A 26,380-nucleotide genomic window follows, 5' to 3' on the forward strand; every position below is an offset into this window, starting at 1 on the left:
GATACGATCGGCGCATGGAACTGCTCGAAGTCTTCAAGGCCCTCTCGAACCGGACGCGCCTCGACATCCTCAAGGGCTTGAAGGATCCCGCGAAGAACTTCCCGCCGCAGGACGAAGGCGACGTCCAGACGGTGGGCGTCTGCGTCAGCAGCATCCAGGAAGGCGTCGGGTTGTCGCAGTCGACGGTGTCGGACTACCTGGCGACCCTGCAGCGAGCGGGCCTCGTCGAAGTCCGGCGCATCGGCCAGTGGACCTACTACAAGCGCAACGAGGCAACCATCAGCGCCCTTGCCGAGATCATCGGCAAGGAGCTTTGACCCTTTTTTACCCCAATACATCGGAAATTCCCGATATCCCTTTTTACAGAAATGAAGGACATGCCATGAAAGCCCTGAGACTCACATCGTTCGGTGGCCCCGAAGCGCTCGAACTGTGCGACCTGCCCCGCCCTGTGCCCCAGGCGGGACAGGTCCTGGTCCGGGTCCACGCGACCTCCATCAATCCCTTGGACTACCAGGTCCGACGTGGCGACTATCCCGACCTGGTGCCACTGCCGACCATCACCGGCCACGACGTATCGGGCGTGGTCGAAGAAGTCGGGCCGGGCGTGACGGCCTTCTCTCCCGGAGACGAGGTCTGGTACACGCCGCAAATCTTCGACGGGCCGGGCAGCTATGCCGAGTACCACGTGGCCGCCCAAGGCATCGTCGGGAAGAAACCTCCCTCGCTGAGCCATCTCGAGGCGGCGAGCCTGACTTTGGTGGGTGGCACGGCGTGGGAAGCGCTGGTCGTGCGCGCAGCGCTCAGGGTGGGCGAAAGCATCCTCGTGCACGGCGGCGCGGGAGGCGTCGGCCATGTGGCGATCCAGCTCGCCAGAGCCATCGGAGCCCGGGTGTTCACCACCGTGCGCCAAGCCAACTTTGAGTTCGCACGCAGCCTGGGTGCCGATGTGCTCATCGACTACGAGAAGGAGGACTACGTCGACGCCGTCCTGCGCGAGACGGGTGGCCGCGGCGTCGATGTCGTGTTCGACACCATCGGCGGCGACACCCTGTCGCGCAGCCCCGACGCGCTGGCCCAGCTCGGCCGCGTCGTCAGCATCGTGGACATCGCCCGGCCGCAGAACCTCGTTCAGGCCTGGGGCAAGAACGCGAGCTACCACTTCGTCTTCACGCGACAGAACCGCGGCAAGCTCGACGAGTTGAGCGCCTTGATCGAGCGCGGGCAGCTACGGCCGCATGTGGGTGCCGTCTATTCGCTGGCCGACATTCCGCTTGCCCATGCGCGGCTGGAAAGTCCCAACAACGGGGTGCGGGGAAAGATCGCGATCGAGGTCGGGCCGTCGGGCTCCTGAAGGCCGCCTCGCTCAAGCCTGCCGCGCATCCAACGCGTTTGGATGGGCCTTGATCAGTACCGCGGCAAGCACACAGACTTCGTCGCTCCGGACGCTCCATGAATGAACGGTGCCGCGCTGCACCAGGACATCGCCTGCCTTGAGCAGGGTCTCGCCGGTATCGAGCATCGCGTGGATCTCGCCCTTGAGGATGATGATGTAGTCGATGGTGTCGGTCCTGTGCCGCATGGGGTCTTCGGAATCGCCGACGGGCGCGTGCGGCGCGCCGATGGATTCGAAAGCAGCGGTGGCGTCCGCACCACGCCAGGCGCTGTCCGGCGGGAACTCGACGATGCGAAAGATGCTGCCATTGCCGGGCGGCTCGAGCCGTACCGGTCGCGCCACTGCATCGGCGCTGCCGCTGTTGTCGGCTGGCGCCGACGCTGTCTCCCAAAGGTCGGTAAGCACCACGCCCGGCATCGAGGCCACTTCCTGCACGCAGGTGCCCAAGCCATCGAAAAGAAAGGTGGAGCGGCCTGCGTCGTCCAGCCCCGTGACGACGCGGCGGATCTTGTGGAATGTCATGGCTGTTCCGCCTCTCTGTTGAATGAAGAACTGTCGGTGCGCGCCACGAGGCGGTTGCGAAGCACGCCCAGCCCCTGAACCTCGAGTTCGACCACATCGCCCACCGAGAGGAACCGACCCTGCTCCAGTCCGCATCCGTCGCCGACGGTGCCCGACCCGAAGAACTCGCCTGGGTGAAGGGTCTCGTCTCGCGAGACGTGGACCAGGATGTCCTCGAAGCGGTGATGCATCGTGCTGCTCGACCCTGTCCCCCAGGTCTCCCCATTGACCCGCGCTGTCATCGTGAGCGCGTAGGGATCTGCGATCTCGTCGGCGGTGACCAGCCACGGCCCCAGCACATTGCCGGTATCGAAGTCCTTGCTCTTGGTCGGTCCCAACGTGCCTTGCATCTCGCGCATCTGTTGATCGCGCGCGCTGAAGTCGTTGAAGATGGTGTAGCCAAAGATGTGCCTGCGCGCATCCTCGCGCGCGATATCGCGGCCGCCCAGACCGAGCACGATGCCGAACTCGAGTTCGAAATCCAGCATTCGCGTGAACGACGGAATGACGACGTTCGCCTCCGGCCCGACGACCGAGAAGCGGTTGCCTTTGTAGTAGATGGGCTCCTCGTACCAGATGGCCGGAATCTGAATCTTGGCCGGGTCGCGCTCCGCGCCCTCCAGCGCGCCGATCACCGCGCCGTTGGCGCGCGACTGGCGGAAGTGCTTCTCGAAGCAGAGGAAATCGCGCATCTGGCGCGGACGCGGCAGCGGAGCGAGTAGCCGCGCCTGTCCCGAGGAGTGAACCACGTCGCGCCGGTTGAAGAGGTCGCCGGCATGCGCCAGTGCCGCTTCTCCACCGTCGATGAGCGCCAGCATCGAGCGCATGGCCGGGGCGCCGCTCGCGGCGCTGAAGTCGACGATGGCGCCATCGTCGAGGACAGCACCGATGTGCGGTGCCGATCTGACGGGCGAGCAGAAGGTAACGAGTTTCATGGTTGGTCGGGTTGGGGGGAAAGCAGGCTGCAGAACTTCCATTCGCCGATGGCCACGAGGTGCGCGGCAGCCTCGAAAACGAGGCTGCGAAAGGCTCGCGCCGCCAGCGAGAGTCCGAAATTCCGGGCATGGACGAAGGACCAGTCGATCCAGAGACCGTCGATGGGCGCGGCACGCACCCGGCCTTCCGCCAGCGCCCAATGGACGGAGGAATACGGGACGACGGCATGCAGGCCGTTGAGCGAGATGCAGCCGAGCATGACCGCGACATCGTTGACCTCGAAGGCCACCGGCGTCGATGTTTCGATGTCGGCCGCGGCGCGATCTATCCGCCTGCGAAGCGGACTGTTCCCACCCGTGGTGGCCAATGGCTGGGCCAGGGCCTGGGCGATCGAAACCGGCTTCTCCATCGACAGGTCGCTCGTGCGCGGCCCCACGTACAGCAGCGGCTCGCGGACATAGGGCTCGGCGATCAGCGGCTCGTCCGCGTCCACCTCGAACAGCAAGGCGCAATCCAGGGAGCCGAGCTTCACGTCCTCGACAAGCGGCCCCGTGATCCCCTCGCGTACATGCAGACTCACCCGGGGATAGCGCTGAAGGTAGCGGCTGACCACGGGCACCGTGACGATGTCTCGCGCGGAGATTCCCATTCCCACCATCAGAGGTCCACCGGGCTCCTGGGTGGCGCATGCCTGCAGGTCGTTGCGCAGAGACGCGATTTCCTCGAGCACATGCGGGGCGCGAGCGTGCAGCAACTCGCCCGCGTCGGTCAGCTTGACGCCACGGTCGGAGCGGATGAACAGCGCGGTGCCGAGCTCCTCCTCCAGCAGGCGCATCTGCTTGGACAGCGCCGGCTGCGAGACGTAGAGCGCATTGGCCGCATTGGTGAAGCTGCGCAGTTGCGCGATCTTCAGGAAGTAGGTGATCTGACGCAGGTTCATGAGGCTCTCGAATTGACCGTGGCTCCGAGCGAGGGGCGCGCTGTACGGGCGCTTCAATCCGCCCGTATATCGTTGTCCTTGACCACCTTGGCCCAGACCCTGGCGTCGTCCACCATGAACTTCTGGAATTCGGCAGGGCTCTCGTGCACCGGCATCAGTCCCAACTCGCGCGACCTGGCCTGGAATTCGGTCGAGCCCAGGATCTCCTGCGAAAGGGCCGCAATCCTGTCGATGACAGCCGGCGGGGTACCTTTGGGCGCGAGCAGCCCCTGCCACGAGTTCGCCTCGAAGCCGGGCAGCCATTCGGCCACGGTGGGCACGTTCGGCAGCACGGGAAGACGCCCCGTACCCGTGACAGCCAGGCCACGCAACCTCCCCGCGGCAATCTGCGGTATCGCCGTGGTGCTGGGCTCGAAGGATGCGGCCACCCTTCCGGAGATGAGGTCCGGAATGCCTCCATCCTTGTAAGGGACATGGGTCATGCGGGCGTCGGCCGCCTGAAGGAAACGCGCCATCACCACCTGGGTGGTCTGGCCCACGCCATGGCTGGCGTAGTTCAGCTTGCCCGGCGTCTTTCTTGCCGCGCTGACCAGTTCGGCAGTCGAACCAAAGGGCGACGCCGCCGACACGACGAGCACATAGGGCACGGTCACGGTCCGCACCACGCCCACGAAGTCCTCGAACCTGTAGGGCAGCTTCGGGTAGACCGCCGGATTGATGGAGGTCGTGCTGCCCACCGTGTACAGGAAGGTGTATCCATCGGCCGGCGCCGTCGCGACCATTTGAGCGCCGATGATCGTGGCCGCACCCGGCCGGTTGTCGATCACGACCGGCTGGCCCAGCGCGCGGCCGAGCTTGTTGGCCCAAATCCGTGCGATCACATCGGGAGAGGATCCCGCCGGGCTCGGAATCACCACGCGAACCGGGCGCGTGGGGTAGTCGGCATTGGGCCACGCCAAGGATGCCGCCCCGCATGCGGCGGCGAACAGCAAGCCGGCGCGCAGGCGCTCGAAGAACCTCCTGGCAGTGCGACCGACCGACGGTGAAGCCAGCCCGGGCAGGAGCATCGAAGGCAAGAGATCGGCGGCGGCACTCGCGCCGGTGTCCGGCACCTCCCGTTCGCTGAATGACGTAGTCGTCACGGCATGGTCTCCTTTTGTCTCAACTTTTTCTAGTTGCAGTCAGGATATCCAGCGCCGGACGGCCGGACCAATACCGTTGCCTCATGCGTCCGATGAGAAACGGTTATGCCGCGAGACGCGGCATTGGTCCGTCGAATATCGGCCCGCGACATCCGGGTCGGAGACGCGGGCGAGACGCTCCGTGGCGTTGGCGGTCTGATCGACTTCGTCTTGTTGGACGGCGCGTTCAGCCTCTACTTGCCGGTGCTCAAGCTACTCGAATCCTGGACCTGCGCAGGCGTTGGCTGCTGCCGGTGCGTAACGGCACCTTCGAGCTGGCCGAAATTCATTGGCTAGAAGTACGGGCTGCCCAATTGGCGAGAAATTGGGTAATCCTCTCCTCGATTCCGCTTTCAACTGTCCTGAGGCGCAACAACGGAATATTGCTCTTCTCCAAGATACTGTTCTTCAACGCATCTCGCCGGGCCTGTTCAGGCTTGTCATGTGAGCCTCCATCGACCTCGATCACACCCAGTGGCATCTTCCCTACTTTGAAATAAACCACGAAATCACAACTTGCGCCATTTCCCATGAACGCCTGCTCCTGCGGAGTCAAGGCTGTATTGGTCGATGAGGCCACTTGGTTCAGCAAGATTTGGTAGTGAAACTTGAGCGCTCGGAGTGAGGTGTGAGATATCGCGTCGCGCAGCAGTTGGGCCACGATCTGCTCAGATTTAAAGCTTGAATCTGTGGGGCGTAGTCTGGCATTGAGCCGCGCCAGAGATTCGTCGAACTCTTGGTACAGCAGATCGAATGCCGAAACGACGGGTGCACGCAGGATCTGCTTTTGGTCCGCGTAGTACTCGACGTAGCGCAACAGCGCGGCAATGGGGCCGTTGTTCGCTACGAACACATCGTCGCCGGTCACCAGAGTGAACTTTTTCTTGGCCCTCGATACCGCCACATTGACCATACGCGCGTTATCCACGAAATCCAACCGAGCCAGACTTCCCCGCTTCTTGTCCAGTACTGTAGAGAAGACGATTTCATCGCATTCTCTGCCTTGGAACTTGTGCACGGTGTCCTTCACGAAATCCTCAGGAAGACATTCCCCCGAGAGAACGACCTGCGCTTTGAAAGGAGCGATAAACCCCCTGCCATCATCCCCAAGCTCAACGGATTCTCCTTCATGAGTGAGCACTTTGCACAGCGAATCCAGCTCTCTCAGATTGGTGTATCCCCGCGTATGGTTTCCCTTCGCGGTGACGAGCAGGCTCAAGGCCTTTTCTCCCTGGTCCTGCGTCATCGGAATCAGTTCGTTCTCATAGAAAAGCTGATTACAGAACTGAATGATTTTGGGGTGGCATCTGTAGTGCTCTTTAAGCAATGTCTTCGGTAGCGATTGCTTGAAGACGCCAATGCACGAGTCGAGAAGGCTGTACTTCTCGCAATCGTATGCATCATCAGGCGCCTCCAGACCCAGCTTCACGGGGATATGTGCCAACTGCTTTCGATCGCCGACGATAACCAGATTTTTTGCACAGCCGAGCGCCAGTATCCCTGGAACAACGTCTTGCTGGGATGCCTCGTCAATGATGACGTAGTCGAGCAGCGCTCCCGTCTTCATTGAGTTGACAATGGAATGCGTACTGCTACCAATGATCGGAAATCTCTTCAAGAATGCATCGAAATCATTGAGATATGTCGCCTCTCCAAATGAATTAGATCCGGCAATACTTTCTTGAAGATAGCGCTTTAAGTACCCCATTGAATCTGCTGTCGATGTCTCGAGCAATCTCGCGAATTGTCCGCGCTCCAACGATTCTTGGCATACAGCCAAAGCCGCGCTCTTCTCTCCCAGCAGCTTCTCGTAGTAGTGCAACTGCAGCGCGTGAAAGACGGCCCGACGCCTTTGCCCGTCTCTGATGGGCTTGGTTCGAAATATCTTGAAGTTGACCAGCAACTCAATCCTGTCCTTGAGGCCAACGCGCCGCTGTGCAAGGTGTGATAGATAGGCCATCAGATCGGCCGTCTTTCGCGGGGACAAGCCATATTTTTTCAACGGCACAGGACTCTGCATTCCATTCTCCTGTTGCCACAGCAAGAGATGGCGTTGCTCCACTCGCAGTTCATCGATCTCGGCGCGAAGTTGCGCAGCCATGCTCTGAGCGCGCAGATGCTGTTTCAGCGTCGCCAGAGTCGCCTGAAGCGCCTCCATCGTCGGCGCTACCTCAAGCTCGCCCTCAGGCAGGGCCGGAATGTTGGCGAAAAAGCTTTTTCGGTTGTCCCTGCTCCCCAGTCGGGCGACCAGGTAGTTCAGGCCACTTCCTTCCAGCTTCTCATAGACATTCTTCACCGCGGCATTGTTGTTGGACAGTACCGCGACAGTTTCGCCGCGCAGAAGAGCGTTTGCGATGATGTTCAAGATCGTCTGCGTCTTGCCTGTTCCAGGCGGCCCCTCGATCAAGCTGATCTGCGCATTGAAAGCCTGCTCGACCGCTGCAAGCTGGCTTTCATTGACACCAAAGGGATAGATCAACGGCCCCGCCGGCTCTCGCCGGGCATTGATACCCGTGCAATAGGCATGCAATGCAGTACCCGGACGATCAGGCAGTTTCTCCAATTGCCGCAGTACATTGCTTGCGATCTTCTGATCGTCCAGCTTCCCTTTACTTACCCTCGCCTCCGCCACGGCAACGAAGTAGCGGAATATCGAACCGCTCTTCATCCCCGCCTTTGGTACAAGCTCGATGTCATCAAGTTTCCTGATGTAGGCTTTGGAGCCCTCGGGGTACTGGATAACGGCGTACTTATCGCCGTAGATCACGGCCTTCTCGAGGCGCTCGACGACCGAACTTCCTTTTTCTTTCAGAAAGAGATCGCTCAGCTCCCGAGTAGGGTCGATCCTGCAATCAATGAGCGGGCGAGTGAATTTTTTATTGGAGAGAAAGTGGCAGGTCAGCGCCAAAACTTTCCCATCTTGCACCCAATGAATGGTCCAGTCCCTGATTTGCCGGGTCTTGTCTTCGCCACAGACATGAATGGAAACCAGGGATATCACTTACACCCCCGATCTCACTCCCACTCGATCGTCGCCGGCGGCTTGCTCGACACGTCGTAAGTCACCCGATTGATCCCCCGCACCTCGTTGATGATCCGCCCCGACACCTTCTTAAGCAGCGCATACGGCAGCTCGGCCCAGTCTGCGGTCATGAAGTCGCTGGTCTGCACGGCGCGCAGCGCGACGACGTAGTCGTAGGTGCGGCCGTCGCCCATCACGCCGACGCTCTTCACCGGCAGGAACACGGTGAAGGCCTGGCTCGTGAGGTCGTACCAGGTCTTGCCGGTCTCGGCGTCGGTGAAGTTGCGCAGTTCCTCGATGAAGATCGCATCGGCGCGGCGCAGCAGGTCGGCGTATTCCTTCTTCACTTCGCCGAGGATGCGCACGCCCAGGCCCGGGCCGGGGAACGGATGGCGGTAGACCATCTCGGGCGGCAGGCCGAGCGCGACGCCGAGTTCGCGCACCTCGTCCTTGAACAGGTCGCGCAGCGGCTCGAGCAGCTTCAGGCCGAGTTGCTCGGGCAGGCCACCGACGTTGTGGTGGCTCTTGATGGTGACGGCCTTCTTGCTCTTGGCACCGCCGCTCTCGATGACGTCGGGGTAGATGGTGCCTTGCGCGAGGAAGGTGGCGCCCTTGTGGCCGCCGCCGCCGGCCTTGAGCTTGGCGGCTTCCTGCTTGAACACGGTGACGAACTCGCCGCCGATGATCTTGCGCTTGGCTTCGGGGTCGCTCACGCCGGCGAGCTTGCCGAGGAACAGCTCGCTCGCATCGACGCGGATGACCTTGGCGTGCAGCTTGCCCTCGAACATCTCCATGACCATGTCGCCTTCGTTGAGGCGCAGCAGGCCGTGGTCGACGAAGACGCAGGTGAGCTGGTCGCCGATGGCGCGGTGGATCAGCGCGGCGGCCACGCTCGAATCGACGCCACCCGAGAGGCCGAGGATGACCTCCTCGTCGCCCACCTGCTCGCGGATCTTCTGCACGGCCTCGGCGATGTGGTCGCGCATGACCCAGTCGGGCTTCGCTTCGCAGATGCCGAGCACGAAGCGCTCGAGGATGGCCTTGCCCTGCACGGTGTGGGTGACCTCGGGATGGAACTGCACGGCGTAGTAGCGGCGCGCCTCGTCGGCCATGCCGGCGATGGGGCAGCTGTCGGTGCTGGCCATGAGCTTGAAGCCCGGCGGCAGCTCGGTCACCTTGTCGCCGTGGCTCATCCACACGTTGAGCATGCCGTGGCCTTCGGGCGTGGCGAAGTCGGCGATCTCCTTGAGCAGCGCGGTGTGGCCGTGGGCACGCACGGCGGCGAAGCCGAACTCGCGCTTGTGGCCGCCCTCGACCTTGCCGCCGAGCTGGTGCGCCATGGTCTGCATGCCGTAGCAGATGCCGAGCACGGGAATGCCGAGGTCGAACACGGCCTGCGGGCACTTGTCGGTGGTCTCCTCGTACACGCTGGCATGGCTGCCCGAGAGGATCACGCCCTTGAGGTGGCCGTCGGCCGCGTACTCGCGCACCCACTCGTCGCTGACGTCGCAGGGATGCACTTCGCTGAGCACATGGGCCTCGCGCACGCGGCGCGCGATGAGCTGGGTGACCTGCGAGCCGAAATCGAGGATGAGGATCTTGTCGTGTTGCATGGGCTGGGACTCAGAGCGTTGAAATGTCGAACAGCCGGACGCCCGCTTGCGGCGCCGCCTGGATGAGTTGCTCGTCGAAGGTGGCGAGCGGAAGACCGAGCGAGCGCGCGAGCCAGAGATAGCCCGCGGCATAGAGCGACACGCCGGCATCGATGGCGACGGCGAGCACGGCCTTGTGCTGTGCCGGCGCGAGCTCGTGCAGCTCGACGCGATGGCGGATGGCATCGAGCACGCTCCACAGGCCCTCGACGGCCGAGGACGGAATGCGGCCGCTGCGCACGCCGTTGGCGATGACGTTGGCGCACTCCCACTGCCAGGCATTGGGCGCCTGCGGCTCGACCTCGTCGCGGCGGATGGCGGCGTAGAGCCTGCGCGTGTGTTCGTTGGCGTGGTCGGGCAGCAGCCAGGCGGCGGTGACCGAGGCGTCCATAACGAAGGCGGTCATGGCTGGCGGCCCTGGTTCAGCAGCGCGCCGGCCGGGGTGCCCGGCAGGATGGCGGCATGCAGCGCATCGATCTGGCCCAGTTCGCGCGCGATCTGCTCGTCGGTGATGACCGGCTTGCGCCGCACCGGCAGCATGCGCACCACCTCCTTGCCGTGGCGGGTGATGCGCACCTCCTCGCCCTTCTCGACCGAGTCGATCAGGGCCGAGAAGTTGTTCTTGGCTTCAGCGATGCCGATGGATTGCATTGGGGCCAGAAAATTTGAATCTGGCCCGAATTCTAAACCTGATCTGGCCCGACTTTCAAGGTCTGGCCAGAATCAGGTTCGGACACCGCGTTTACTCGGCGCGGTAGTTCGGCGCTTCCTTCGTGATCTGCACGTCGTGGACGTGGCTCTCGCGGATGCCGGCGGTGGTGATCTCGACGAACTCGGCCTTGTTCTTCATCTCTTCGATGGTGCCGCAGCCGCAGTAGCCCATGCTGGCGCGAACGCCGCCGGCCATCTGGTAGATGATCGAGACGATCGAGCCCTTGTAGGGCACGCGGCCCTCGATGCCCTCGGGCACGAGCTTGTCGGTGTTGGGATTGCCGGTGGTCGATTCCTGGAAGTACCGGTCGGCACTGCCCTGCTGCATCGCGCCGATGGAGCCCATGCCGCGGTAGCTCTTGTAGCTGCGGCCCTGGTACAGCACGATCTCGCCGGGCGCCTCTTCGGTGCCGGCGAACATGCTGCCCATCATCACGGTGCTGGCGCCGGCCGCGATGGCCTTGGCGATGTCGCCCGAGTAGCGCACGCCGCCGTCGGAGATCAGCGGCACGCCCGTGCCCTGCAGCGCGGTGGCGACGCTGTCGACCGCCATGATCTGCGGCACACCCACGCCGGCCACGATGCGGGTGGTGCAGATCGAGCCCGGGCCGATGCCGACCTTGACCGCGTCGGCACCGGCCTCGGCCAGCGCGCGCGCGGCGTCGCCGGTGGCGATGTTGCCGCCGATCACGTCGATCTGCGGATAGTTCTGCTTGACCCAGCGCACGCGGTCGATCACGCCCTTGCTGTGGCCGTGCGCGGTGTCGACCACGATGGCGTCGACGCCGGCCTTGACCAGTGCCTCGACACGCTCCTCGGTGCCCTCGCCCACGCCGACCGCCGCACCCACGCGCAGGCGGCCCGAGGGGTCGCGCGCGGCATTGGGGAAGGTGGTCTGCTTGGTGATGTCCTTGACGGTGATCAGGCCCTTGAGCTCCCAGTCGCTGTTGATCACCAGCAGGCGCTCGAGCTTGTGCTTGTTGAGCAGCGCCTTGGCCTCGGCCAGCGTGGTGCCGTCGGGCACGGTGATCAGCTTCTCGCGCTGCGTCATGATCTCGCTCACGGGCACGTCGTAGCGGCTCTCGAAGCGCAGGTCGCGCCCGGTCACGATGCCCACGACCTTGCCGGCGTCGACCACCGGGAAGCCCGAGATGCCGAGCTGGTCTGACAGCGCCATCACCTGCCGCACCGAGTGCGTCGGCGTGATCACCACCGGGTCGCGCAGCACGCCCGACTCGTAGCGCTTGACCTTGGCCACTTCGGCGGCCTGCTGCTGCGCGGTGAGGTTCTTGTGCACGATCCCGATGCCGCCTTCCTGCGCGATGGCGATCGCGAGGCGGGCTTCGGTCACGGTGTCCATCGCCGCCGAGACGAGCGGGATGTTCAGCGTGATGTTTCGGGAGAATTTGGTGGCGAGGGAGGTGTCCTTGGGCAGGACCTGGGAGAACGCTGGCACCAGCAACACATCGTCGAAGGTGAGCGCTTTGCCGAGAAGGCGCATGGGTGAGGCTCCAAAAGACGGATTGTAACGAGGCGGCGGGGTATGCTGCCGGGCTCAGCGCGGCTCGGCCCCGCGCGGTGCGGGCCTATCGCCCGGCCGTCGCATCCCGCGTCGCCATTTGCCCACTGCCCGCTGCCCGGTCTGCGGACCGCGGCGAAAACCAATCACTGCCTGTTGCAAAACGTAAGGCATCGCTAGACTTGCGCCCCATGAAGTTCCTGCTCAGCCTCCTGCTCGGATCGATCTGCCTGCTGCCCCTGGCCGCGGATGCCCAGTGGCAATGGATCGACAAAAACGGCAAGAAGGTCTTCAGCGACCAGCCGCCGCCGACCGACATTCCCGAGAAGAACATCGTGCGCCGCGCCGGCCCGCCGGCGCGCACCGGCTCGGGCGTGGCGGCGCCCGAGGGCACGGCCACCACCGACAAGCCGGCCGAAGCCCCCGCCGCGCCGGCCACCCCGAAGGCGCCGACGGTCGACAAGGACCTCGAGGAAAAGACGAAGAAGGCCGAGGCCGACGAGAAGGCGAAGCAGGCCGCCGAAGCCGCGAAGCTCGCCAAGGCCAAGGCCGAGAACTGCAGCCGCGCCCGCGAGAGCAAGGCCACCATGGACAGCGGCATGCGCATCGCGCGTGTCAACGCCAAGGGCGAGCGCGAGATCCTCGACGACAACCAGCGCGTGGCCGAGCAGCGCCGGCTGCAGTCGGTGATCGACAGCGACTGCAAGTAAGCCGCGCCGAGCGGCTCAGTACCCCGCCTTGCCGCCCTGGCGCCGGTTGGCGAACAACCCGGTGCCGCGCGCGCCCTGCCGCTGGAAACGCTCGCGCCGCGCCACCTTCGGATCGACCTCGAGCGCGCGGCACAGCTCGACGCGATCGCCGTCTTCGAGGGCATCGTCCCAGTCGGCGCTGCGGCCCCAGATGCCGGGCGTCATCGTCTCGCGCCAATCGAGCGCGGGAAAACGCTGCGCCAGGGTGCTGGCGCGGATCGCATCGTTCACGGTGGCGCCGGCGGCGAGGCGCAGCGGCTCCTCGAACACCTCGCGCGGCGCCGGCGAGCAGCTCAGGGTCACCTCGATCATCGGTGGCTCAAGACGCGCCGTAGACCTGCTCGGCGCGCTTGACGAAGGCCTCGACCAGGCTCGAGGCGATGGTGTCGAACACCGGGCCCACGAGGGCCTGCAGCGCGAAGTTGCTGAAGCCGTAGCTCAGGTGCAGCTCGACGCGGCAGGCGCGTTCGCCGCCCTCGCCCACCGGCACGAATTTCCAGTTGCCGTCGAGGTTGGAGAACGGCCCGTCGACCAGCTTGAGCTGCACCTCGCGGCCGGGCACGTGGGTGTTGCGCGTGGTGAAGCTCTGGTGCAGGCCCGCGAAGGCCAGGCCGACCTCGGCGGTCATGCCGGCCTCGTCCTGCTCGATGACGCGCGCCTTGTCGCACCAGGGCAGGAACTGGGGGTACTTCGCCACATCGGTGACCAGCGCGTACATCTCTTCGGCGCTGTACCAGATGAGAACGGACTTGTTGACTGTTTTCATTGAATCGGATCGAGAGACCGATTCATTGTAGGGAGCCTCCGTGGCTCCCTCCTCTCGCCGGACGAGAGCCCGCCACCTCAACCCGACCGCGACCAGGCCGCCATCAGCGTGTTCGATGGCAGCGTCTCGTTGAGCAGCTTGCGCGCGGTTTCGACGCCGGCCACCGGCAGGCCCTTCGGATCGAGCAGTCCCACCTGCACCAGCACGCTGGCCTGGTCCCAGTAGATGTGCTCGTGGTAGAGCTTGTCGCCGCGGAACTTCACGATCGCCACCAGCGGAATCTCCACCGGCCTGCCCGTGGGCGCCACGCCCGGCAGCAGCCAGTCGATCTCGCAGGTATGGGTGAAGCTGAACAGGATCTCGTCGACGATCTGCGTCGCGCCCACGGTGCGCGAGATCGGCACCAGCCGCGTGTCGGGCGGATTGCTGTTCACGAAATGGTGCTGGTAGAAGCGGCTCAGCATCGCGTGCCCCACGCCGCCGGTCATGGTCGGGATGTGGTTGACGTAGGGCTCGGCCACCATGGTGGCCATGGTGTCGGCCACGTTGCGGGTGGCGAACTCGTACTCGCAGTGCTTGTCCCACAGCGCCGAGAAGTCGTAGTGCGGCCCCATCTCGCGGCGGAACGCGGCCACGCTGCGCTCGTGCGCCATCAGCGCCGAGGGCTTGTGGTAGTGGTCGCCGCCCAGCCGTGCGAAGGCATGGGCGACGCCCGGATAGACGTAGAGCTCGCACCCGGACCGCGCTCCAAGCGTCTCGACGATGCGCGAGCGCGCCTCGGGCGGGCAGAAGCCGTCGAGCTCGGGGATGTGCAGCACCAGCCGGCCCTGGATGCGGTCGGCCTCCTCGAGCCGCTGCTCGATGCCCACGCCGTAGTAGCCCACGCAGACGTCGGCGTCGGTGCGGCAGGCCGCGAGGTAGGCGAGCTTGCCGCCCATGCAGAAGCCCAGCACGCCGGCCTTGCCCTGCTGCTCGGGCAACGAGCGCAGCAACGCCAGCGAAGCGGCCACGTCCTCGGTGCCCTTGTCCTCGTCGAAGCCCTGGTAGAGCGCGAAGGCCTTCTGCCAGTCGTCGGGTGCATAGCCGAGCTCGACCTCGGGCTGCTGGCGCCAGAACAGGTCGGGCGCGAGCACCACGTAGCCTTCCTCCGCGTAGTAGTCGGCCACCTGCCGCATGGTGGCGTTGACGCCGAAGATCTCCTGCGCCAGCACGATGCCGGGGCCCTTGCCCGAGGCCGGGGTGGCGAGGTAGGCGCGGAAGCTGCCGCTGCCGTCGATGGCCGGCACCTGCAGCCAGCGGCCCTTCTGAGCTGTCATGTCTTTCTCCTTGTTCCGAATCTCTGGATCGTGGGGTGGTACGGCCGGCGCTCAGGCCGGCACGCACTCGTCGCGCAGGGTGGTGAACTGGCCGCAGGCATAGAGCAGCGGCAGCCCCTGCGCATCGGTGATGCGCGCGGCCTTGACCTCGCCGATCAGCATCGCGTGGCTGTGCGCCACCATCATCTCGTCGACCACGCAGTCGAACACCGCGAGCGCGCCGCGCAGCACGGGCGCGCCGGTCACCAGCGTCTCCCAGCGCGCGGGATCGAAGCGCTCGCCGGCCTCGCCCTGGCGCGAGAAGGCCAGCGCCAGCGCCGACTGGTCGAGCGCGAGCAGGTTGACCGCCATGCGGCGGCTCTGCGCGATGGTGCGGAAGCTGCTGCCCTGCAGGTTGACGCAGGCCAGGATGCGCGCGGGCTCGGCCGAGAACGAGGTCACGGCCGTGGCCGTGAGGCCCACGGGCGTCTGCCCGTCGGTGCTCGTGACCACGGTCACGGCGCCGACCAGGCAGCGCATGGCGCGCCGGAAGTCGCCCGCGCCCACGTTGGGCTCGCAGCGCAGCGACTCGATGGCCCGGAACTCGCCGCGCATGGTCAGGCCGCCTCCGGTTGCGGCGCCAGCGAGCGCAGGTAGGCGCTGCTCGCGTCAGGCGTCATGAAGAACTCGGCGTAGTCGCGCGGATCGTTGAAGCCGTTGACGAAGCGCCGTGCCACGGCCGCGTTGCCCTGGGCCGCGCCCAGCACCTCGAGCACGTGCGGGGGCGGCGGCTGCAGCATCGCGTTGGTCCACTCGACGACGTGGCGCGCATAGCGCCAGTAGCCGTCGAAGGCCGACTGCATGAAGTCCGCGTCGAAGGCGCCCTCGCCCTGCGCGAGGATGGCGCGCAGATAGGCATCGGCGCACTTGGCGGCGTTGTTCGAGCCCTGGCCGGTGATCGGGTCGTTGAGGCACACCACGTCGCCCATGCCGAGCACGGCGCGGCCCGAGGGCAGCCGCCCGACCGGCTTGCGCACCGTGGGCGCGAAGCGGCCGGCCAGGATGCCGTTGTCGTCGGTCAGGCGCACGTCGCGGCAACGCTCGGCCTCCCAGGGCGTGAAGGTGTCGAGGATCGACAGCGAGCGCTCGAGGTGCTGCGCGGGCGTCTTCACGTCGCCCCAGCAGTCCATCGGGCCGCCGGGCACGCCCTCGAACACCATGATCTCGCACGGCCCCGTCACGGTCAGCGCGGGGAACACGAAGTACTCGCCGACGCCGGGGATCAGGTTGAAGTTGACGGCCGAATGCTCGGGGCGCGGCGTCATGCCGTGCACATAGGTCAGGGCCAGCGCGCGCTGCGGCTTGTCGTAGGGCGAGCGCTGCGCGTCGCGTTCGAACATCTGCGCGATCTCGCCCTTGCCGGCGGCCACGATCACGAGGTCGTGCGACTGGGTCCAGCGCTCGAGGTCCTCGATGCCCGCGTCCTGGAACAGGATCTGTCCGCCGCGTTCCTCGAAGGTCTTCATCCAGGCCGGCACCTTCACGCGCTGGTCGACCGAACGCGCGGGCGCGTCGAGGCGGTGCGACCAGCCGAGCAGCTTCTCGCCGGGCTTCTCGGGATGCGGCACGGCGAAGCCGATGCCCTCGACCGGCGGGCAAGCGTCGGCCCACTGGTCGATGCCGAGGTCGCGTTCGATCTGCAGGCTGGCGTCGAACATGCACTGGCTCGACATCACGCGGCCGGTTGCGATGTCCTCGGCGCTGCGGTTCGAGACCACGGTCACCTCGTGGCCCTCGCGCTGGAGGCCCAGCGCCAGTTGCAGGCCCGACTGGCCCGCGCCGACGATCATGAAACGGCGCGGCTTGGCGCCCTGCGATGCGGTGTTGCTCATGGGTATGCCTCGTTCGTGGGTGGGGTGATGAAAGCGATGCGCCGGCCGCCTTCAGGCCGCGAGCTTGGGAATGGCCGGCTCGCCCTGCTCCGGGCCCAGGGCCGAGTAGCCGCCGTCCACGGCCCAGTCGGCGCCGGTGACGAACGAGGCCTTGTGCGAGCACAGGAAGGCCACCACGTGGCCGACCTCGACCGGGTCGCCGACGCGGCCGAGCATGTGGAAGGGCCTGGCCACCGCATCGGTCCTGGCGCGGTCGCCGCCGGTGAGCTGATCCATCACGGCCGACCAGGTCCAGCCCGGCGAGACGGAATTGACGCGCACCTTCATCGGCGCCAGGTCCAGCGCCATGTTGCGCGTGAGCTGCACCAGCGCGGCCTTGCTCACCGGATAGAGCCAGCGGCCGGTCTGGGCCACGCCCGAGGAGATCGAGGTGAAGTTGACGATGGCGCCGCCGCCCGCCGCCTGCATGAAGGGCAGCGTGGCGCGCGCCATCATCACGGCCGAGACCACGTTGACGTCGAGCGCGGTCTGCCATTCGCCGCGCGGCGAGGCCAGGCCGTTGTCGAGGTAGCTGCAGGCCAGGTTCACGAGCGCGTGAATGCGGCCCTCGGCATCGGCCGCTTGCTCGACGCAGGCCTGCACCGCGGCGTCGTCGGTGATGTCGGTGGCAATGAATTTCGCACCGATCTCGCGCGCCACCGCCTCGCCGCGCGCCACGTCGATGTCGGCCAGCACCACGCGTGCACCGGCATCGCGCAGGCAACGGGCCACGCCCGCACCGATGAGGGTCGCGCCACCGGTGACGAGCACCGTCCTGTCCTGCAAGTCCTTGTCGCTCATGCCTTTTCTCCTGGTTGGTCCCGTTGTCAATTGCTTGCAGTTACTTTAGATTTGAAGGATTCAGCCCCCAATCCGGATTGCGCAGCCGCTGTCCGCAAAACGCATTTATTCGCTGCCCCCACGCCGCCCCGCATGGAACACGCTGTCGCTGCATCGGCCTCGCTTCCCCTGTCGCGCTATGCCGTCATCGCCACGCCCGACCTCGACGAGGCGCGCGACGAGGTGGCGCGCATCTTCTGTCCGCACCGGCTGCACCTGGGCCACGGCAGCTCGCGTTTCGACGCGCGCCACCACGTCGCGCCGCTGGGCGACATCTCGCTGAACTACGTGCAGTACGGCGCCGAGGTCGAAATCGATCCCGGCTGCCTCGGCGACTTCTATCTGCTGCAGATCCCGCTCAGGGGCAACGCCCGCATCGAATGGGCCGGCCAGAGCTTCACCTCCGACGCGCACCGGGCCTCGCTGGCCTCGCCGAGCCAACCGCTGCGCATGCGCTGGGGCGACGACACGCCGCACCTGATCGTGAAGATCGGCAAGGCGGTGGTGCAGCGCCACTGGGAATCGCTGTGCGGCGAGCCGGCCGGCGCGCGGCCGCTCGAATTCGAGCCCGAGATCGCGCTCGACGAGGGCGCGGGCGCGAGCGTGAAGCACCTGGTCGAGTTCCTCGCGCAGGAGCTCTCGTGCGGCCGCACGCCGCTGACCACGCCCTTCCTGGCCCAGGCCGAATCGGGCCTGATCCACACCCTGCTGGGCCAGTTGCCGCACAACCAGAGCGCGCGCCTGGGCGCCGAGCGCGGCGACGTCTCGCCGCGCGCGCTGCGCCGCGCCCGCGAGTACATCGAGGCGCACCTGCCCGATGCGCTCACGGTCGACGAGATCGCCTCGACCAGCGGGCTGTGCGTGCGCAGCCTGCAGGTGGCGTTCCGCCAGCATGCGGGCCAGACGCCGATGGCCTACCTGCGCGAGCGGCGGCTGCTCGCGGTGCACGAGCGCCTGAGCGACCCGGGCGCCGACACCACCGTGACCTCGGTCGCGCTGCAGTTCGGCTTCGCCCACCTCGGGCGCTTCGCGCAGGACTACGCGCGCCGCTTCGGCGAATCGCCCCATCGCACGCTGCAGCGGCACCGCTGAAGGCACCCGCGGCCACTTTCATAGAATCCACGCCCTGTGCATGCCGGGCGGTTGTCCGGGCGCCATGCGCCCCCAAATGACAACGATGGCCACCAAGAAACAAGACACCTCCTCCCGCATCGCCGACAACAAGAAGGCGGCGTACAACTATTTCTTCGAGGAACGCTTCGAGGCCGGCATGGTGCTGGAAGGCTGGGAAGTGAAGGCGCTGCGCGAAGGCAAGGTGCAGCTCACCGACGGCTACGTGGTGATCCGCGACGGCGAGATGTTCGTGCTGGGCTGCCAGATCAACCCGCTCAAGAGCGCCTCGACCCACGTGACGCCCGACTCGGTGCGCACCAAGAAGCTGCTGCTGCACAAGGAAGAGATCCGCCGCCTGACCGGCAAGGTCGAGCAGAAGGGCTACACCCTGGTGCCGCTGAACCTGCACTGGAAAGCCGGCAAGGTGAAGTGCGAGATCGCGCTGGCCAAGGGCAAGGCCGAGCACGACAAGCGCGACACCATCAAGGACCGCGAAGGCAAGCGCGAGGTCGAGCGCGCGATGAAGAGCCGCAGCCGCTGAGTTTGCGCTTTTTTTGCGCGGCCCTGGAATAAACGCGGCCCCGCGGGCGTTCATGCAGGTGTCGCCGGATCGTCCGGCGCCACAACCAGGAGCTCTTCCATGCCGCTGACCTCGCGCCATCTTCCCTTCCTCGCCGCCACGCTGCTGGCCGCCGGTTTCCTCTCGCTGCCCGCCGCGGCCCAGCCCAAGGCCGCCGACGGCGCCCTGGTCGGCCCCAACGGCATGACCCTCTACACCTTCGACAAGGACACGGCCGGCAACGGCAAGTCGGTCTGCAACGGCCAGTGCGCCACCAACTGGCCGCCGTTCATGGCGGCCGACGGCGACAAGGCCGCGGGCGACTTCAGCATCGTCACGCGCGACGACGGCAAGAAGCAGTGGGCCGCCAAGGGCTGGCCGCTGTATTACTGGATCAAGGACACCAAGCCCGGCGACAAGACCGGCGACGGCGTCAACGGCAGCTGGAAGACCGCCAAGCCCTGACCTCCGACCCGCCCGCCTTCCATGGACGCCCGCCAGCTCGCCCCGCACATTCCCGGCCTGCGCCGCTATGCGCGCGCGCTGACCGGCAATGCCTGGGCGGCCGACGACCTGGTGCAGGACACGCTCGAGCGCGCCTGCAGCAAGTGGCGGCTGTGGGTGGCGGGCAGCGACCTGCGCGCCTGGCTGTTCGCGATCATGCACAACCTCTTCGCGAGCCAGGTGCGCCGCGCGCCGCCGCCGCATGCGGCCGTGCCGCTCGACGAGCTGCCGCCCGAACAGCAGGGCGGCGTCGACCCCGGCCGCGACCACGGCGTGCGCCTCGACCTGCAGCGCTGCCTGCTGCAGCTGCCGGAAGAGCAACGCGCCGTGCTGCTGCTGGTGACGCTCGAGGACCTGTCCTATGCCGAGGTCGCGAAAGTGCTCGGCATTCCGCTGGGCACCGTGATGTCGCGGCTGTCGCGCGCCCGCGTGCGGCTGCAGGAACTGCTCGACGGCGCGGCCGCATCCGGCACGGCGGCGGGCACACTGGCGGGCAGTGCGGCCCCGCGCCCCGGCCTGCGCCGCCTCAAGTAACGCCATGAACCGCCCCGCCCCGCCCCCTTCCGACGACGAACTGCATGCCTGGGTCGACGGCCGGCTCGCGCCCGAGCGCCGCGCCGCCGTCGAGGCCGCGCTGGCGGACGATCCGGCCCTCGCGGCGCGGGTCTCGCTCTGGCAGGCGCAGCGCGACACGCTGCGGCAGCTGCATGCCGAACTGCTCCACGAGCCCGTGCCGGCCCACCTGTCGGCCGTGCTCGAACGCGAGGCCGCGCCGCGCGACGGCTGGTGGCGCTGGGGCGGCATCGCGGCCGGCCTGCTGGTCGCCTTCGGCGCCGGCTGGCTCGGCAATGCCCAATGGAGCGCCAGCCAGCGGCCGGGCACCGCGCTGGCGCGCGCGCCGGCGGTGCGCGAGTTCGTCCATGCGGCCTCGCTCGCGCACCAGGTCTACACGCCCGAAAAACGCCATCCGGTCGAGGTGGCCGCGGCCGAGCAGCAGCACCTGGTGCAGTGGCTGTCGCGCCGGCTCGATCGGCCGCTCAAGGTGCCGGACTTCTCGACCCTGGGCTACACGCTGGTCGGCGGCCGGCTGCTGCCCGGCGAGAACGGCGCGCGGGCCCAGTTCATGTTCGAGGATGCGGCCGGCGAGCGCGTCACGCTCTATGTCGGCCAGCTCGATCCCAAGACCGCGGGCGGCCCGCCGGCCCCCGTGCCCGAGACCGCCTTCCGCTTCGCCGCCGAGGGCGCAGTGCCCAGCTTCTACTGGGTCGACCAGGGATTCGGCTACGCGGTGGCCGGCCGGCTGCCGCGCGAAACGCTGATGAAACTGGCGACGCTGGCCTACCGGGATCTGTCTTGAGCGCGGCATACACTCGGCCGGTTCGCGCATGCATCCCCCCATTTCCATGTTCGCGATCACTCAACGAAGGAGAAACTGCATGAAATTGCTCAGCGCCTCGATCCTCGCGGCCGCCCTGCTCGCCGGCTGCGGCAGCATGTCCAACCAGAGCGCCAGCGCGCCCGACACCCCGACGCGCACCGCCGACGGCGTGCTCGTCGGCCCGAACGGCATGACGCTCTACACCTTCACCAAGGATGCCGCCGGTTCGGGCACCTCGGCCTGCAACGGCCAGTGCGCGACCAACTGGCCGCCGCTGGGCGTGGCCGAGACCGCCAAGCCGATGGGTGGCTACACCATCATCATCCGCGAGGACGGCAAGCGCCAATGGGCCTACAAGGGCTGGCCGCTGTACTACTGGGCCAAGGATGCCAAGCCGGGCGACAAGACCGGCGACGGCTTCGGCAACGGCGCCTGGAAGCTCGCGCGCCCCTGAGACAGCGCCCATCGCCCGGGCTCGCGCCCGGGCGATCCACGCCAGGAAGGCGGCCCGCAGCGGCCGCCTTTTTCGTTTCCGGACCCGCCGCGCGCAGGCGGCAGAATGACCCGATGCCCCTGAACGCCAACCTCGACGCCTTCGCCGCCCTGCTGCCCCTGGGATTGATCACCGACGAGCAGCACGATGCCGTGCTGGCCCATCCCGGCTTCCCCACGCTGCCGGCGCTGCCGAGCCCGGCGCACGCGCTGGACTGGATGCAGCAGCAGGGGCTGATCGACCCCGTGGCATCGCACGTGCTGCGCATCCAGCTCGACCGGCGCGTCGAACGCAACGCCCTCGACCGCGGCACGCGCGACGAGGCCGTGGCGGTCGCCGAACAGGCCGAGGCGCTGCACCGGCTCGGCGAGCGCGGCATCGTGCGCGAGGCCGTGCTCGCGCTGCATGCCCATGGCCGCATCGACGCCGATGCGCGCGACGAGGCACTGGAGCGCGTGCCGGTCGGCGGCGCCGAGCCCGATCCCGAGGCCACGCATGCCTGGCTCGACCCCGAGCCCTTCGAGGCGCTGGTCCTCCAGGGCCTGGTCGACGCGCCCCGGCTCGCCACCGCGCGCGCCCATCCCGAATACGCGAGCCTGCCCAGGCCGCCGACGCCGGCCCATGCCTATGCCTGGATGCGACTGCGCGGGCTGCTGCCGGTCGAGAACGAGGACGAAGACGCGCTGGTCGAGCGCATCGTCGCGGCCCACGGCGAATCGGCGGCCGAGGATGCGGAGGACACGCTCGACGAATCCGAGGAACTGCTCGAGGCCGGCGCGCTCGGCCTCTCGCATGCGGTGGTGCAGGCGCTGCGCGACGACGGCCTGCTCGACGCCGAGGACCTCGAGGAGGCGCTGCCGTGGGTGCCGCTGGTGTCCGACAAGCGCGCCGACCCGGCCACCGCCCTCGCCTGGCTGGTGACCGACGGCTGGCTCGAGGAAGAGCGCTTCGAGGCCATCGCCGCGCGCGTGGAGGCCGAGCCGGCCTTCGTCGGCGCCGACGAGCGGCGACAGATCATCGCGCAGGCGCGCGAGCGCATCGCGGCCGAGACCGCGAGTTCGAAGGCCGCGACGCGCAAGCGCTCGACGGGGCTGCGCCCGCCGCGCTGGCTCGGCGTGCTCGCGGTGATCGCGATGGTCGGCGCGGCAGGCGCCTACCTGTGGCAGCTGAACGGCCTGCCGGCCTGCAACAGCGACCTGGCACGGCGCGAGCTCGACGGCCTGGTATCGAGCACCAGCAACGACGAGCGGCTGCGTTCCGAGCCCGGCGTCGAGGCCCGCGTGAGCGCGCTGCGCGAGATCGGTTTTCTCAAGCCCGACAACGTGCGCGGCTGCCTGGCCACGCTGTCGCGCGACGGGAAGACCGAGGCCATCGGCTTCACCATCGGATCCGACAGCGGCGGCTCGGGTGGCGGCACGGTGGTGCGCGGCGCCGAGGCGGCGATCGTCGAGGCGCGCTTCGGTGCGCTCGATGCCGAAGGCCGCCCGCAGCACAACGCCGAGCCGGTCGGCCGGCCGGCGCTCGCGGACGCGCTGCGCGAAGGCGTGGACAACCTGGAAGCGCGCATGCGGGCGCCCAAGACCCTGCAGGAACGCCTGCGCGCGCTGCGCGAAATGCCGCTCATGACGATCGACCCCGACCCCAGGCTCGCGCTGACCGAAGTCGAGCCCGCCGGCGCCTGCCAGGCCGGGGACGGGCAGCAGCAGGTCTGCCCGGTGGTGATGGTCTACGACGACCGCCGGCTCGGCGCCATCGGCGGCGTGCGCGCCAGCGGCGCCGCGTCGCTGCCGCTGCGCGCCGAGATCACGCTGGCGCCCGACGACATCGGCGTCTGGCGCGTGGATGGGGATTTCGATCGACGCTTCGCGATGGCGGTGGTCGAGGCACGGCTTCACAAACAGGGCGCGACCGATGCCGCCTTGGGACCGCTCGAGCTGCCCGAGCCGCCACCGCCCCCGCCGCAGATCGTGCTGCCGAAGCTGCCGCCACCGAAGGTGGCGCGCTGAGCGCCGCGCCCGGCCTGGCCGGCCGGGGCGCGGCGACCGTCCTCAGACGGCCGATTCGCGGCTCGCGCGCTTGCGCTCGTGTTCCTTCAGGAAGCGCTTGCGCAGGCGCACGCTCTTGGGCGTGATCTCGACCAGCTCGTCGTCCTCGATGAACTCGACGCCGTACTCGAGCGTGAGGTCGATCGGCGGCGTGATCTTGATCGCGTCTTCCTTGCCCGAGACGCGGAAGTTCGTGAGCTGCTTGGTGCGGGTGGCGTTCACCACCAGGTCGTTGTCGCGGCTGTGGATGCCGACGATCATGCCTTCGTAGACCGGATCGTTCGCCTTCACGAACATGCGGCCGCGGTCGTCGAGCTTGCCGAGGGCGTAGGTGAAGATTTCACCGTCGTCCATCGAGATCAGCACGCCGTTCTTGCGGCTGCCGATCTCGCCCTTGTGCGGCTCGTAGCTGTCGAAGATGTTGCTGATCAGGCCCGAACCGCGCGTCAGGTTCAGGAATTCGTTGGTGAAGCCGATCAGGCCACGCGCCGGGATGCGGTACTCGAGGCGCACGCGGCCACGGCCGTCCGGTTCCATGTTGACCAGCTCGCCCTTGCGCTCGCCCAGGGCCTGCATCACGCCGCCCTGGTGCTGCTCTTCGATGTCGGCCGTCACCAGCTCGATCGGCTCGTGCTTCTCGCCGTTGACGTTGCGGAACACCACGCGCGGCTTCGAGACGGCCATCTCGTAGCCTTCGCGGCGCATGTTCTCCAGCAGGATGGTCAGGTGCAGTTCGCCGCGGCCCATGACCTCGAACACGCCTTCCTCGTCGGTCTCGTTCACGCGCAGCGCCACGTTGTGCTGCAGTTCCTTCTGCAGGCGGTCCCAGATCTGGCGGCTGGTGACGTACTTGCCTTCGCGGCCGGCCAGCGGGCTGGTGTTGACGCAGAAGTTCATGGTCAGCGTGGGCTCGTCGACCTTGAGCATCGGCAGTGGCGCCGGGTTCGCGGGGTCGGTCACCGTGACGCCGATGCCGATGTCGGCGATGCCGTTGATCAGCACGATCTCTCCCGGGCCGGCTTCGGTGGCCTGCACGCGGTCCAGGCCCTGGAAGGTCAGCACTTGGTTGATGCGGCCCTTGATGGACTGGCCGTCCGGGCCTTCCATCACCAGCACGTCCATCATCGGCTTCAGGGTGCCCTGGCTGATGCGGCCCACGCCGATGCGGCCGACGAAGGTCGAGAAGTCGAGGGCCGAGATCTGCAGCTGCAGCGGCGCGGCCGGGTCGCCCTTCTGCGAGGGCACGTGCTTCAGGATGGTGTCGAACAGGGCCGACATGTCCGGGCCCCACTGCTCGCCGGGCGCACCCTCCTCGAGCGAGGACCAGCCGTTGATGCCCGAGGCGTAGACCACGGGGAAGTCGAGCTGCTCGTCGGTCGCGCCGAGCTTGTCGAACAGGTCGAAGGCGGCGTTGACCACCTTGTCGGGGTTGGCACCGGGCTTGTCGACCTTGTTCACCACCAGGATGGGCTTGAGGCCCAGGGCCAGCGCCTTCTTGGTCACGAAGCGCGTCTGCGGCATCGGGCCTTCCTGCGCATCGATCAGCAGCACCACGCCGTCGACCATCGACAGCGCGCGTTCCACTTCACCGCCGAAGTCCGCGTGGCCGGGGGTGTCGACGATGTTGATGTGCGTGCCCTGCCAGGTCACGGCGCAGTTCTTCGCCAGGATCGTGATGCCACGTTCCTTTTCGATCGCGTTGTTGTCCATCACCGTGTCGACGACCTTCTCGTGCTCGGCGAAGGTGCCCGATTGGCGCAGCAGCTGGTCGACCATCGTGGTCTTGCCATGGTCCACGTGGGCAATGATGGCGATATTGCGGATTTGCTTGGTCATGGTGTCGCTTCGGTCTGTGGTGCGTTCAAAAGAATTTGCTGGATTTCGATGGGGTTCAGCAAGCGCCCCGGGATCAGTTCATGGGCGGCCACGTGGGCCGTGCCGAGGAAGGCCGGGGGCGATTCGCCGAACACCGCGACCCGGGCCGCATCGGCCCACGGCCCGCGCCGACGCAGGCCGGACAGAAAGCGCCCTGCATCCTCGCTGCCCAGCGTGACGATCGTGTGGCCCTCGACCAGGCATTCGGCAGGCAACAACCGGGCCAGCCGCTCGTCCTCGTCCATGGCCTCCAGGGCCTCGAGCGTGATGCACTGGGCCGCCACGAAGCCGCCGGTGGCGGTGCGGCGCAGCGAGCTCAGGTGGGCGCCGCAGCCCAGCGCCTCGCCGATGTCCTCGCCCAGGGTGCGGATGTAGGTGCCCTTGCTGACCGAGGCCTCGATGCGGATGGCAGCGGCCGCGGTCTGCGCGATCCTCAGCGCGTGGATGACGACGTCGCGCGGCGCGCGCTCGACCTCGATGCCCTCGCGCGCGTATTCGTAGAGTGCCTTGCCGTCCTTCTTGAGCGCGCTGTGCATCGGCGGCACCTGGCGGATCGGGCCGGTGAACAGGGCCTCGGCGCGCGCCAGGTCCTCGGCCGCGACCTGGACCGGGCGTTCGGCGATCACCTCGCCCTCGGCATCGCCGGTGGCGGTACGGATGCCCAGCCGCGCGGTGGCGACGTAGGTCTTGTCGGCGTCGAGGTGCAGCTGGCTGAACTTGGTGGCCGCGCCGAAGCACAGCGGCAGCACGCCGGTGGCCAGCGGATCGAGCGTGCCGGTGTGGCCCGCCTTCTCGGCGCGCAGCAGCCACTTGGCCTTCTGCAAGGCCTGGTTGCTGGACAGTCCCAGCGGTTTGTCGAGCAGCAACACCCCATGCACAGGGCGCCGCTGCACCCTTGTGCGTGGCGCATTCAT

The 26,380-nt window shown here is 67.1% G+C and carries 27 protein-coding genes; 10 read left to right on the forward strand and 17 right to left on the reverse strand.

The features are described from left to right. The first annotated feature begins 14 nt into the window (after positions 1-14). Positions 15-317 carry an ArsR/SmtB family transcription factor gene (locus tag KV106_RS01585; RefSeq protein WP_057591693.1) on the forward strand — a complete coding sequence of 101 codons (303 nt, stop codon included), beginning with the start codon at positions 15-17 and terminating at the stop codon, positions 315-317. Positions 318-382: 65 nt separating this feature from the next. Next, positions 383-1,354, forward strand: a complete 972-nt coding sequence (locus KV106_RS01590) for a zinc-dependent alcohol dehydrogenase family protein (protein ID WP_261205822.1) — start codon at positions 383-385, stop codon at positions 1,352-1,354. Positions 1,355-1,366: 12 nt separating this feature from the next. Here the strand turns inward: KV106_RS01590 and KV106_RS01595 are convergent, their stop codons facing one another. From KV106_RS01595 to guaB, 9 genes are all read right to left on the reverse strand, one after another. Beyond that, positions 1,367-1,918, reverse strand: a complete 552-nt coding sequence (locus KV106_RS01595) for a cupin domain-containing protein (protein WP_261205823.1) — start codon at positions 1,916-1,918, stop codon at positions 1,367-1,369. Further along, on the reverse strand, positions 1,915-2,892 hold the full coding sequence (locus tag KV106_RS01600; RefSeq protein WP_261205824.1) for a fumarylacetoacetate hydrolase family protein: 978 nt from the start codon (positions 2,890-2,892) through the stop codon (positions 1,915-1,917). The genes KV106_RS01595 and KV106_RS01600 overlap by 4 nt, the downstream gene beginning before the upstream one ends. Continuing rightward, positions 2,889-3,833 carry a LysR family transcriptional regulator gene (locus tag KV106_RS01605; protein WP_261205825.1) on the reverse strand — a complete coding sequence of 315 codons (945 nt, stop codon included), beginning with the start codon at positions 3,831-3,833 and terminating at the stop codon, positions 2,889-2,891. The genes KV106_RS01600 and KV106_RS01605 overlap by 4 nt, the downstream gene beginning before the upstream one ends. Before the next feature lie 53 nt (positions 3,834-3,886). Continuing rightward, positions 3,887-4,975, reverse strand: coding sequence for a Bug family tripartite tricarboxylate transporter substrate binding protein (locus tag KV106_RS01610; RefSeq protein WP_261205826.1), 1,089 nt, complete (start codon positions 4,973-4,975; stop codon positions 3,887-3,889). Positions 4,976-5,300: 325 nt separating this feature from the next. Beyond that, positions 5,301-8,015, reverse strand: a complete 2,715-nt coding sequence (locus tag KV106_RS01615; RefSeq protein WP_261205827.1) for an AAA domain-containing protein — start codon at positions 8,013-8,015, stop codon at positions 5,301-5,303. Positions 8,016-8,029: 14 nt separating this feature from the next. Next, positions 8,030-9,649, reverse strand: a complete 1,620-nt coding sequence (gene guaA, locus KV106_RS01620) for a glutamine-hydrolyzing GMP synthase (RefSeq protein WP_057591695.1) — start codon at positions 9,647-9,649, stop codon at positions 8,030-8,032. 10 nt (positions 9,650-9,659) lie between these two features. Continuing rightward, positions 9,660-10,094 (reverse strand): type II toxin-antitoxin system VapC family toxin, encoded by a 435-nt coding sequence (locus KV106_RS01625; protein WP_057591696.1) that lies wholly within the window; start codon positions 10,092-10,094, stop codon positions 9,660-9,662. Then, positions 10,091-10,339, reverse strand: coding sequence for a type II toxin-antitoxin system Phd/YefM family antitoxin (locus tag KV106_RS01630; protein ID WP_209545025.1), 249 nt, complete (start codon positions 10,337-10,339; stop codon positions 10,091-10,093). The genes KV106_RS01625 and KV106_RS01630 overlap by 4 nt, the downstream gene beginning before the upstream one ends. 91 nt (positions 10,340-10,430) lie before the next feature. Next, positions 10,431-11,900 (reverse strand): IMP dehydrogenase, encoded by a 1,470-nt coding sequence (gene guaB / locus KV106_RS01635; protein WP_261205829.1) that lies wholly within the window; start codon positions 11,898-11,900, stop codon positions 10,431-10,433. A 209-nt stretch (positions 11,901-12,109) separates the two neighbouring features. Here guaB and KV106_RS01640 point away from each other — a divergent pair, with 209 nt between their 5' ends. After that, positions 12,110-12,628 carry a DUF4124 domain-containing protein gene (locus KV106_RS01640; RefSeq protein WP_261205830.1) on the forward strand — a complete coding sequence of 173 codons (519 nt, stop codon included), beginning with the start codon at positions 12,110-12,112 and terminating at the stop codon, positions 12,626-12,628. A 15-nt stretch (positions 12,629-12,643) separates the two neighbouring features. On the opposite strand, the gene KV106_RS01645 is transcribed toward KV106_RS01640, so the two are convergent. The 6 genes from KV106_RS01645 to KV106_RS01670 all read right to left on the reverse strand — a co-directional run bounded on the left by KV106_RS01645 (position 12,644) and on the right by KV106_RS01670 (position 17,460). After that, on the reverse strand, positions 12,644-12,979 hold the full coding sequence (locus tag KV106_RS01645) for an RnfH family protein (protein ID WP_261205831.1): 336 nt from the start codon (positions 12,977-12,979) through the stop codon (positions 12,644-12,646). 7 nt (positions 12,980-12,986) lie between these two features. Beyond that, positions 12,987-13,433 (reverse strand): type II toxin-antitoxin system RatA family toxin, encoded by a 447-nt coding sequence (locus tag KV106_RS01650; RefSeq protein ID WP_057591701.1) that lies wholly within the window; start codon positions 13,431-13,433, stop codon positions 12,987-12,989. 77 nt (positions 13,434-13,510) lie between these two features. Further along, complete coding sequence (locus KV106_RS01655) at positions 13,511-14,749, reverse strand: dienelactone hydrolase family protein (protein ID WP_261205832.1); 1,239 nt, start codon at positions 14,747-14,749, stop codon at positions 13,511-13,513. A 51-nt stretch (positions 14,750-14,800) separates the two neighbouring features. Next, a complete protein-coding gene (locus tag KV106_RS01660; protein WP_261205833.1) occupies positions 14,801-15,343 on the reverse strand; it encodes a flavin reductase family protein in 543 nt (180 codons plus the stop codon). A gap of 2 nt (positions 15,344-15,345) precedes the next feature. Continuing rightward, positions 15,346-16,620, reverse strand: coding sequence for a styrene monooxygenase/indole monooxygenase family protein (locus KV106_RS01665; RefSeq protein WP_261205834.1), 1,275 nt, complete (start codon positions 16,618-16,620; stop codon positions 15,346-15,348). A gap of 51 nt (positions 16,621-16,671) precedes the next feature. Continuing rightward, the gene (locus KV106_RS01670; protein WP_261205835.1) at positions 16,672-17,460 is read right to left on the reverse strand and encodes an SDR family oxidoreductase; all 789 of its coding nucleotides are present in this window, start codon (positions 17,458-17,460) and stop codon (positions 16,672-16,674) included. A gap of 132 nt (positions 17,461-17,592) precedes the next feature. On the opposite strand from KV106_RS01670, the gene KV106_RS01675 reads away from it, so the two are divergent. The 7 genes from KV106_RS01675 (at position 17,593) to KV106_RS01705 (ending at position 23,552) form a co-directional block, all read left to right on the forward strand. Further along, positions 17,593-18,591, forward strand: a complete 999-nt coding sequence (locus KV106_RS01675) for an AraC family transcriptional regulator (protein ID WP_261205836.1) — start codon at positions 17,593-17,595, stop codon at positions 18,589-18,591. 85 nt (positions 18,592-18,676) lie between these two features. After that, positions 18,677-19,153 carry an SsrA-binding protein SmpB gene (smpB, locus tag KV106_RS01680; protein WP_057591776.1) on the forward strand — a complete coding sequence of 159 codons (477 nt, stop codon included), beginning with the start codon at positions 18,677-18,679 and terminating at the stop codon, positions 19,151-19,153. Between the two features lie 99 nt (positions 19,154-19,252). Beyond that, positions 19,253-19,636: a COG4315 family predicted lipoprotein gene (locus KV106_RS01685; RefSeq protein ID WP_057591707.1), complete on the forward strand. Its 384-nt coding sequence runs from the start codon at positions 19,253-19,255 to the stop codon at positions 19,634-19,636. Between the two features lie 21 nt (positions 19,637-19,657). Continuing rightward, positions 19,658-20,209, forward strand: a complete 552-nt coding sequence (locus KV106_RS01690; RefSeq protein WP_057591708.1) for an RNA polymerase sigma factor — start codon at positions 19,658-19,660, stop codon at positions 20,207-20,209. 4 nt (positions 20,210-20,213) lie between these two features. After that, positions 20,214-21,032, forward strand: a complete 819-nt coding sequence (locus KV106_RS01695) for an anti-sigma factor family protein (RefSeq protein WP_261205837.1) — start codon at positions 20,214-20,216, stop codon at positions 21,030-21,032. Between the two features lie 79 nt (positions 21,033-21,111). After that, entirely contained in the window at positions 21,112-21,507 is a 396-nt protein-coding gene (locus KV106_RS01700; RefSeq protein ID WP_261205838.1) for a COG4315 family predicted lipoprotein, read from the forward strand. A gap of 113 nt (positions 21,508-21,620) precedes the next feature. Continuing rightward, positions 21,621-23,552 (forward strand): hypothetical protein, encoded by a 1,932-nt coding sequence (locus tag KV106_RS01705; protein ID WP_261205839.1) that lies wholly within the window; start codon positions 21,621-21,623, stop codon positions 23,550-23,552. Between the two features lie 42 nt (positions 23,553-23,594). Here the strand turns inward: KV106_RS01705 and typA are convergent, their stop codons facing one another. Both typA and truB read right to left on the reverse strand, forming a co-directional pair. Beyond that, positions 23,595-25,427: a translational GTPase TypA gene (gene typA / locus KV106_RS01710; protein ID WP_261205840.1), complete on the reverse strand. Its 1,833-nt coding sequence runs from the start codon at positions 25,425-25,427 to the stop codon at positions 23,595-23,597. After that, a complete protein-coding gene (gene truB / locus KV106_RS01715; RefSeq protein WP_261205841.1) occupies positions 25,424-26,380 on the reverse strand; it encodes a tRNA pseudouridine(55) synthase TruB in 957 nt (318 codons plus the stop codon). Before truB ends, typA begins: the two co-directional genes overlap by 4 nt.

Origin of the sequence: Variovorax endophyticus, from assembly GCF_025376855.1 — a bacterium.
GTDB lineage: Bacteria > Pseudomonadota > Gammaproteobacteria > Burkholderiales > Burkholderiaceae_C > Variovorax.